At 65.1% G+C, this 7884-nt stretch carries 8 protein-coding genes; 3 read left to right on the top strand and 5 right to left on the bottom strand.

Annotated elements, in window-relative coordinates; all coding sequences use genetic code 11:
- Positions 1-148 precede the first annotated feature (148 nt).
- The 4 genes from RWR81_RS11330 to RWR81_RS11315 all read right to left on the bottom strand — a co-directional run bounded on the left by RWR81_RS11330 (position 149) and on the right by RWR81_RS11315 (position 3973).
- Positions 149-274: a hypothetical protein gene (locus tag RWR81_RS11330; protein WP_314457844.1), complete on the bottom strand. Its 126-nt coding sequence runs from the start codon at positions 272-274 to the stop codon at positions 149-151.
- A 120-nt stretch (positions 275-394) separates the two neighbouring features.
- Positions 395-922, bottom strand: a complete 528-nt coding sequence (locus RWR81_RS11325) for a hypothetical protein (protein WP_314457842.1) — start codon at positions 920-922, stop codon at positions 395-397.
- A 250-nt stretch (positions 923-1172) separates the two neighbouring features.
- Complete coding sequence (locus RWR81_RS11320) at positions 1173-2699, bottom strand: phospholipase D-like domain-containing protein (protein WP_314457840.1); 1527 nt, start codon at positions 2697-2699, stop codon at positions 1173-1175.
- Positions 2700-3121: 422 nt separating this feature from the next.
- Positions 3122-3973: a hemagglutinin gene (locus RWR81_RS11315; protein WP_314457838.1), complete on the bottom strand. Its 852-nt coding sequence runs from the start codon at positions 3971-3973 to the stop codon at positions 3122-3124.
- Positions 3974-4415: 442 nt separating this feature from the next.
- On the opposite strand from RWR81_RS11315, the gene RWR81_RS11310 reads away from it, so the two are divergent.
- From RWR81_RS11310 to RWR81_RS11300, 3 genes are all read left to right on the top strand, one after another.
- Positions 4416-4925 carry a SprT-like domain-containing protein gene (locus RWR81_RS11310; protein WP_314457837.1) on the top strand — a complete coding sequence of 170 codons (510 nt, stop codon included), beginning with the start codon at positions 4416-4418 and terminating at the stop codon, positions 4923-4925.
- A gap of 91 nt (positions 4926-5016) precedes the next feature.
- Positions 5017-5346: a heavy metal-binding domain-containing protein gene (locus RWR81_RS11305; RefSeq protein WP_314457835.1), complete on the top strand. Its 330-nt coding sequence runs from the start codon at positions 5017-5019 to the stop codon at positions 5344-5346.
- A 752-nt stretch (positions 5347-6098) separates the two neighbouring features.
- Positions 6099-6518 carry a DUF2218 domain-containing protein gene (locus tag RWR81_RS11300; protein ID WP_314457833.1) on the top strand — a complete coding sequence of 140 codons (420 nt, stop codon included), beginning with the start codon at positions 6099-6101 and terminating at the stop codon, positions 6516-6518.
- Positions 6519-6586: 68 nt separating this feature from the next.
- Here RWR81_RS11300 and RWR81_RS11295 read toward each other — a convergent pair.
- Positions 6587-7884 (bottom strand): MFS transporter (locus tag RWR81_RS11295; protein WP_314457831.1); only part of this gene is annotated, 1298 nt, incomplete at its 5' end.

The raw sequence follows: 7884 nt of genomic DNA, 5'->3' as shown, positions 1-7884 counted from the left end.
GGGTGGCTCTCCCCCCGGGGCGCGCCTTCACCCACGTTTCCCCCCCCCACCACCCCCCTGTCGCGGTTTACAAAAAGGGGGCCCCCCCCACCCCCCCGGGGGGGGGGCCCCGACGACATTAGTACTGATCAGTCCGGATGCTTCAGGGCTACGGCTGGCCCTCCCGGTACTTGCGCATCCAGGAGTGCCTGGTCCGGTACAGACGGATCGCCATTCCTAGGAGCACACATACTGCCAGGAAGATGAGTCCGAGCAACCACTGTGGGATATCCATGATTCACCTCCCAGCGTTTAATTACGAGACAGACTCTCACCCAAGTATACACGCACGCGACAAAAGGATGGAGATATACCCGCACAGGACTAAATGGACCCCAACCACCCGCGAAGGACCTCAGACACACACACGCTTGGGCCAAGATGTGTGATCCGTCCAGTACAGAAGCCCAGATCCAGTGACACCTACGCCGATTCCGATGGCATTCAACACAGCACCCGCAGGAAGACCGACGATAGTCCCATCCAGGAAGGCTCCTACTGCAGCCGTGGCACCACCAGACACAATGGCGTACCAGGCGTAAGCAACAACAGCCCACTTGGGGATGGTGACGCACATCGAGGCCGGCACCTCGACAGGGTCAGGCTTCCCCGCGACCAGCCGATCATAGGTCTCAACGGCTTTCCGGTAGTCTTCAGCCGAAGCTTCCGCCTTGTACTCGGCTTGAAGCTCCGCCACCTTCGCCTGCTCAGGACTTTGCACAACCGGCTGAGGTGCGGCCACGGCCTGCCCCGCCGCACCAAAGAACATTCCGATCGCCACGACAAAAGCCATCACCGGAACACCAATTCGCCCCAGCACTCGCCTCACACTCATCGAGATCTCTCCCTCGAATTCATCGATCCTCAGTAGGACGCCGAGCATCCCCGCCCTCGGCATTCGTCACAATATACTGATTGGATGAATAGCGCCTTCATCATACCTCTCCACACACACTTCCCATCGGGCAATGCGCCAAACATCGACAGTTCCCGCAATCGCCTCTGACAGTCGTTCTCACACAGATCTTTCCAGCAAATCCGCCGTTATGACACAGGCGACCCAGGCGGCCGTATTCTGTATGTTTCTACAAGCCGGAAGCGCCGCTGGAAGGAATTCTCACCACTAACCGGCCCTACAGCACGGCAGACATGAGGCGGCAGACGTTGTCCACGTATCGGTTGTACCAGGGCTCGGTTGCCCACTCCTGCGGGGTCAGCTCAGTGCAGATGGACCGGTAGTCGGCATCATTGGCGCGAAGCAGGTCGTCGAGGTCGCCGCCGAAGGCCAGCAGCATGACCTCGTAGTTGAGGGCGAAGGAGCGGAAATCCATGTTGGACGATCCGATGACCCCGACCTCGTCGTCAACCGTCATGTACTTGGAATGCAGCACGGCCGGAGCCGGGTAGAGGTAGATCCGCACTCCCGCCGCCAGGAGCGCCGAGTAGTAGGAGCGCTGGGCGTGGCTGACGATGAACTGATCGGACTTCTTGCCCACGAACAGCTCGACCTCCACCCCGCGGTAGGCGGCCGACGTCATGGCCGCCAGCAGCGCCTCGTCGGGGATGAAGTAGGGGCTGGTGATGGATACGCGCCGCTTGGCCCCGTGGATGAGGGCAAGGAACATCCGGAGGTTTGGCTCAGTGGGGTAGCCGGGGCCAGAGGGCACGAGCTGCATGGCGTTGACGACGGCGTCGGGCCGCCCAGGCCTCGGGGCCGGCGTCCCCACCGGGATGCCCGGCAGCCCCGCCATCTCCGGCAGGGTCTCCACCGGCGTCCCCAGTGCCAGGTCAAAGGCCTCGAGCTGCTCGCCGGCCTCGAAGTACCAGTCCATGGCGAAGACGGCCTGGGCCTCCAGGACGATCTCGCCGGTGACCTCCACGGACAGGTCCTCCCACCGCCGTCCGGCTCGCACATTGCGCCGAGTCCGGTAGGTGGGGTCGATGACGTTATGGCTGCCGATGAAGGCCTTCTCCCCATCGATGACGAGGATCTTGCGATGATTGCGCAGGTCCGGACGGCGCCAGCGGCGCTTGAGCGGCAGCAACGGCATCATGAGACGCCAACGGATCCCGGCATCGGTCATGCGCTGACAGAAACGCTTCCAGCCGGGGTACTTGCGGCTGCCCAGATGGTCCAGAAGGAGACGCACCGTGACCCCACGGGCCACCGCTCGCTCCAGGGAGGCGAAAAAGACATCTGTGACCTCGTCCCAGCTCATGATGTAGAACTCAACATGGACGTGATCGGTGGCAGAGTCGACAGCGCGGGCCATGGCCTCGTAGGTGGTGCGAGGGTCGGCATGGACGGCCACCACCTCCCCGCTGACACAGGGAAGTCCGGTCAGCCGACGGTTCATGTGCAGCGCCCCGGCCAGGTAGGTCGACGGCCGGGCCCCCTTGGGCAGGTCCGGCATGGAGCGGGTGTAGTCGAGGGTGATCTCGTTGACGGTGTGCTGCTGGCGGCGGCGGGCGCCGTGAACCCACGGACTGCCGATGAGCAGGTAGAGCGGGAGCCCCACGAAGGGCAGCAAGAAGATGAGCAGCAGCCAGGCGGTCGACGACGACGGGCGGCGGTTCTCCGGAACCGTGCCCAGCGCGGCGATCTTGATGAGGTACTCGATGACGACCCAGGTGGTCGCCAGCACCGGCGGCAACGTCATATATCGCATGATGTCATGTCACAGGAGCAGTCTCCGGAAGGATGCCTGGGCGCGGGCCGGACGGCCCTACGCCCAGGCACTGCGAAGGCCCGCCCCGGTTGAACCACCGGGCCGGGCCCTTCGCAACGAGGTCGCTTACCGGTTCCCATTCGGCAGCGGGTCCTCCTTCACCGAAACGTCCAGGCCCATTCCCTTGGCTGTAGCCCAGACTCGGTACCCGCCGGTCAGCAGTACTCCCCAGTACCTCACGACAGCCACCGTTCAGTGGTAACTATGACTCTGCCGACGCTGTCTGAAAAGAACCTGGAAATAATGCATCTAAATGATGACGCTTGGTGACGATATGGTTACGACCCGTCGAGCGCAGTGCTACAGCCCTCCACAATCCTAGGAACGATGGCGATTGGCGGAGGCTCCCGGGATCATGAGCCCGATGTCGGACTCCCGAAGAGCGCCTTGAAGTAGCCGTAGAAGTTCCAGTTCCCCCACGAGGTGCACTGGTCCCCTCCTCTTTCGGCAGCCTCGTTGGGCTGGAAGGGCGTGTAGTTGTACAGGCCCGCTGTTGCCTGGTTGACCGCCGTGAGCTCAGCGCCGCCGCACTGCGCGTGGGGCGAGTAGGCAACCTGAGTCGGACGCTGGGCCACCACGTCGTAGGCGTCCGGATTGAGACGGTAGCGCTGGAACTGAGAGGCCGCCCCGTAGAGCTGAGAGAAGAAGCCGGCCCATTGGGGGTCACAGGCTCCGTGGTCAGGGCAGGAGTACCCGGCCGCTGTCTCATAGTCGCGAGCACTCAAGGTCTGCCCGGAGGCGGTGAGCAGCCCCTGCTCCTTGTGGATGAGGACGAGGAGGACCTGAGGATTGACGTCGCAGGCCTGGGAGACCTCCCATATGACGTCGGCCGCGCTGACCCCCGCGGCGTCCTCGATACCACCGGGGCAGAAGGTGGTGGCCTCGCGGGACTGCGTTGAGAAGGTGGCCGTGGCCAGGCACTGGGTACCGTCGTCGCCCGGCTGGCAACCGGCGTTGACCCGCGTCAGAAAGGCGGCGACCTCCTCATGTGTCATGGCGCCGGCGTCGTAAAAGACCTCGTCGTCGATGATACGGGCGGCGTCGAACCCGTTTGTATCGGGCACCAGAGGTTCCGGGGCGGAGATCGTCGGCTCCGGGACGGAGGCCTCCGGCCTCAGCCCCACAAGCCCGCTGAGCGAGGATCCGGCCGCGCGCAGCGCGAACAGCCCCACCAGAAGCGTGACGATGAAGGCCCCGAGGACCACACCAACCGGACTGCGCAGGAAGACCGGGACTGGGCGCTCCCCGCCTCGCCTCCCGAGCCTGGCACTGGCTCGAAGGCGGCCGGGGCGCTCTCCGTCTCCACATCGCCCCGGACCGTGAGCGGGATGATGCCTGTTGCCGCTTCGGGCACGGTCGCCGCCGCGCTGCACCGTCGGGCGCACGCGGCGGTGAGCGCGAACGGGCTGAGAGTAGTCGGAACCACCGGCGCTTCGGCGGCCCCGTGAACGTCGGCTGGGAGGACGATGGGGCATCGGCATCATCGTGTCACACAACAACGGGGCAGGACGTACTCACAATCCCATGAATTCCCGGAACAACCGAGCCGATGCGTCCTCCTCAACCTCCCCGGCGAGAGCGCCGGCACATACGGCGGCCGGAACCGTCTCGGTCACGCTTGGGACCGTCACTCGTTACTGTGGGGCCGTGAACCTTCCCGACGTTCTGGACCTGGCGCGCTCCCTCATGGAGGAGGCCGGCGTCGGCAATTGGGAGCTGGCCCTCGACCGGGCGCGCCGTCGAGCCGGCCAGACGGACCATACGCGACGCCGGCTCACACTCAGCCGTCACCTCATGAGCCTGTACGACCAGGCGCAGGTACGCGAGACGATCCTGCACGAGATCGCCCACGCCCGCGTGGGCCCCAGGCACGGGCATGACGCCGTCTGGGCAGCCGAGGCGATCCGCCTGGGCGCCACCGGCCGACGACTCATCGACGCCCAGGCACCACGTCTACCCGGTCGATGGGTAGGACGTTGCCCGGCAGGCCATGAGGTGGACCGTATGCGTCGGCCGGCATCGCCGGCATCCTGTTCGCGCTGCTCCCCTCGATTCAGCCTGGAGCACCTGCTCTCGTGGAGCCTTGACGGAGTTCCCGTCCCCCACGAGGCGATCAGCGAGCGTTACAGCCGCCTCCTGGGGGCGACTCGCGGATAACCCGCATGGAGGACACGAACCGGCTTCAGAACGGTAGTAGGCTCTTATTCACCAGTAGCACCATGTCAACATAAGCAGGAGAGTCGCACTGATGCTCGTCACCACCACCCCCACCGTTGAGGGTTACCCCGTCACCCAGTACCTGAGAGTCGTCTGCGGGGAGACGATCGCCGGCGTCAACGTTCTCAAGGACATGGCGGCGGGATTCCGCAACTTCGTGGGCGGTCGCTCTCAGACCTATGAGACCGAACTCATCCAGGCCCGGGAATCAGCCCTGGCGGAGATGGTTCAGCGCGCCCAGGAACTGGGCGCCGAGGGTGTCGTCGGCGTCGACATCGACTACGAGACGCTGGGATCCGACAACGGCATGCTCATGGTGACGGCATCGGGAACGGCCGTTCGCTTCTCACCCGCCTCCTGAGTGCACCTCTCGCACGACCAGTGGTAACAGTCCACGGGGCGAGAGCCCTGCCGGGCTGGGTCGTGTTGCGGCAACACTTCTTGGGAGACGACCCCGGGCAGCGGCAAGACGCTCAACTCACCGAGACCTCTCAAGACATTCGAGCAGTGGAGCGCACCTCACCCCCTCGAGCTGCTCACCCCGACGAATCACCCCTCCGAGAAGTTCCCAGGTTATTCCCAGGAGTCTTCCCCTCCTCCTTTCAGGGTGATGACGTTAGATAGTGAGCACCGTTGGACAGGATCGGTCCCGAGGGTTGGGGAGCCCGTTGAAAGACCGCATCTCTGAGATGGCGCTGGGTCATAGGGAGCCTAGAACCGTCGTTCCGGCGAAGGAGGAACTGCCTCCTCGGGTGCATGGGACCCCGGGTTGCAGGTGGAACCTCGCGAGGCTTGGGCCCGCGGTTCGGACACCCGAACCGCGGGCCGAGTCCTTTCCCAAAGGCTTTCAGAAACTCGGCACGAGGGGGAGATCAGGGGATTGCCGGCTTTTCTCCTCCGCCTTCCGTGCCCACCTTACCGAGGGACTCACCGCACACGAGGTGCCCCGCCACCAGCCAGTAGCGCCCAGAACTCGTGCAGTACCGGCAGTGCGGAGAAAAAGTTCGCCCCCACCCCACATCGTCTGTGGACCGCCCACTGACACGACCTCTGCCCCGCGATGTCAGAGACCTCATAGACCTCTTTGATGAGGAGGCGCGTCAGGATGGGAACATGACTGACTCAGCACAGCCCGACTTCTCACGCCGCTCCACCGCGCGCATCGCCACGGACCGGCCGGTCCGCTACGGAAAGCAACTGACCAGCCATATGGGTCGCAAGATCACCACCGTATGGAGCGAGGACGCCAAAACCGGCTCCCTGACCTTCGACCGTGAGGGGGCGGTCACCGGAGTCGTGGCGCTCTCATGCCAAGACGGCTTCCTCCAGCTCGACCTGACCGCCGACGACGAGCACCTCGAGCGGATCGAGCACGTCGTCGGCATCCATGTGGCCCGTTTCGGAGCCAAGGAGGGGCTCGTCGTGACCTGGCGCCGACAGAACGGCGCACCGGGCACCACCCAGGGACCTCTCACCCCGGAGGACCTTGAGCGCATGCGCGCTGAGCGCGGAGCCCACAAGGCCTCATCCTGAACGATGACGCCTCCCACACCCGCCTCACACGGCCCGGGCCGACCTCACCGGTCTGAGGCACACGCGGACTACGCGGCAGGTTCCTCGTCCGCGACGGGGTCGCCAACGCGCAGCATGAGGAGCAGACCAGTGACCAGCACGGAGACGATCCCCAGGATCCCCCAGTAGTTGGCCCCCGGCCCGACGATGAGCGTGCCCAGGTAGATGAAAATGCCGTACATCATGGGCGCGATGAAGGAGACCGCACGTCCGGTCGTGGCGTAGAGGCCGAAGATCTCCCCCTCCTGACCTTCAGGGATGAGGCGGGCCAAGAAGGAACGGGCGGCGGACTGCGCCGGCCCCACACAGGCCGACAGGAGCAGGCCCAGCACCCAGAAGGCGACCGTGCCGGCGGCATGCAGGAGAAAGACCAGCAGCCCAACCACCACCAGGATGATGAGACTGGCCATGATGACGTTGCGCGGCCCGAAGCGGTCGTCGAGTCGTCCGGCCGCGATGGTGGCGATGCCGGCCACGATGTTGGCGACGATGGCGAAGATGATGACGTCACCCGATGAGAAGCCGAAGGTGTTCTGGGCGATGATGCCGCCGTAGGTGAAGACCCCTGCCAGGCCGTCCCTGAAGACGGCCGCGGCCAGCAGGAACCACAGCAGGCGCGGCTGGAAGTGGTGGAGCTGGAGCAATGTGCGCCACAACAGCCTGTAGGAGGTCAGGATCGACTCCTTGTGCTCCCCGCCGTGGGAGACGGCCTCCTCGGGCTCGACCTCCATACCGGCCCGATCCCGGCCCGGCTCAGCAGAGGCCATGCCCTCGCCCATCTCCGCGGCGTCGTCGTGGCGGCCCATCCTGCGGGAGCGGTTGATGAGGACGGGAAGCGCGGACAGTCCGAACCAGGCCGCGGACACCAGCATGGCGACGCGCACTCCCAGCCCGCTCCCGGAGGAGAAGGAGAACAGGGGACTCGGCCCTACGAGGGCGACATAGAGGATGAGCAGCAGGACGATGCCGCCGAGGTAGCCCATCCCCCAGCCCAGACCGCTGACCGCGCCGATCCGATCCTTGGAGGCCAGGTGGTTGAGGATGGCGTTGTAGTTGACTGAGGCGAGTTCGAAGAAGATGTTGCCGATCCCCAGCAGGACGATACCCAGCCACAGGTAGCCGGGGGCGGGCCGCACGAGGAACAATGCCGCGGATACCGCCACCACCACGGCGGTGTAGCCGCCGAGCCAGAAGACAGTGCGTCCGGCCCTGTCGGAGCGCTGCCCGGTCACCGGCGCCAGCAGGGCGATGAACAGGCCGGCGATCGCCAATCCGATCGACAGCGCCGACTCGTTGTCCGCCTTGGGGCCGAAGGAGTCGCTGACCA

This window comes from uncultured Actinomyces sp. (genome assembly GCF_963526355.1).
Lineage (GTDB): Bacteria > Actinomycetota > Actinomycetes > Actinomycetales > Actinomycetaceae > Actinomyces.
Note: the sequence above shows the minus strand (reverse complement) of the source record. Positions and strands in the feature narration are given on the sequence as shown.

Coding starts and splice junctions, on each gene's coding strand:
- RWR81_RS11330 (WP_314457844.1), bottom strand. CDS start 274: ATGGATATCCCACAGTGGTTGCTCGGACTCATCTTCCTGGCAGTATGT.
- RWR81_RS11325 (WP_314457842.1), bottom strand. CDS start 922: ATGCTCGGCGTCCTACTGAGGATCGATGAATTCGAGGGAGAGATCTCG.
- RWR81_RS11320 (WP_314457840.1), bottom strand. CDS start 2,699: ATGACGTTGCCGCCGGTGCTGGCGACCACCTGGGTCGTCATCGAGTAC.
- RWR81_RS11305 (WP_314457835.1), top strand. CDS start 5,017: ATGCTCGTCACCACCACCCCCACCGTTGAGGGTTACCCCGTCACCCAG.
- RWR81_RS11300 (WP_314457833.1), top strand. CDS start 6,099: ATGACTGACTCAGCACAGCCCGACTTCTCACGCCGCTCCACCGCGCGC.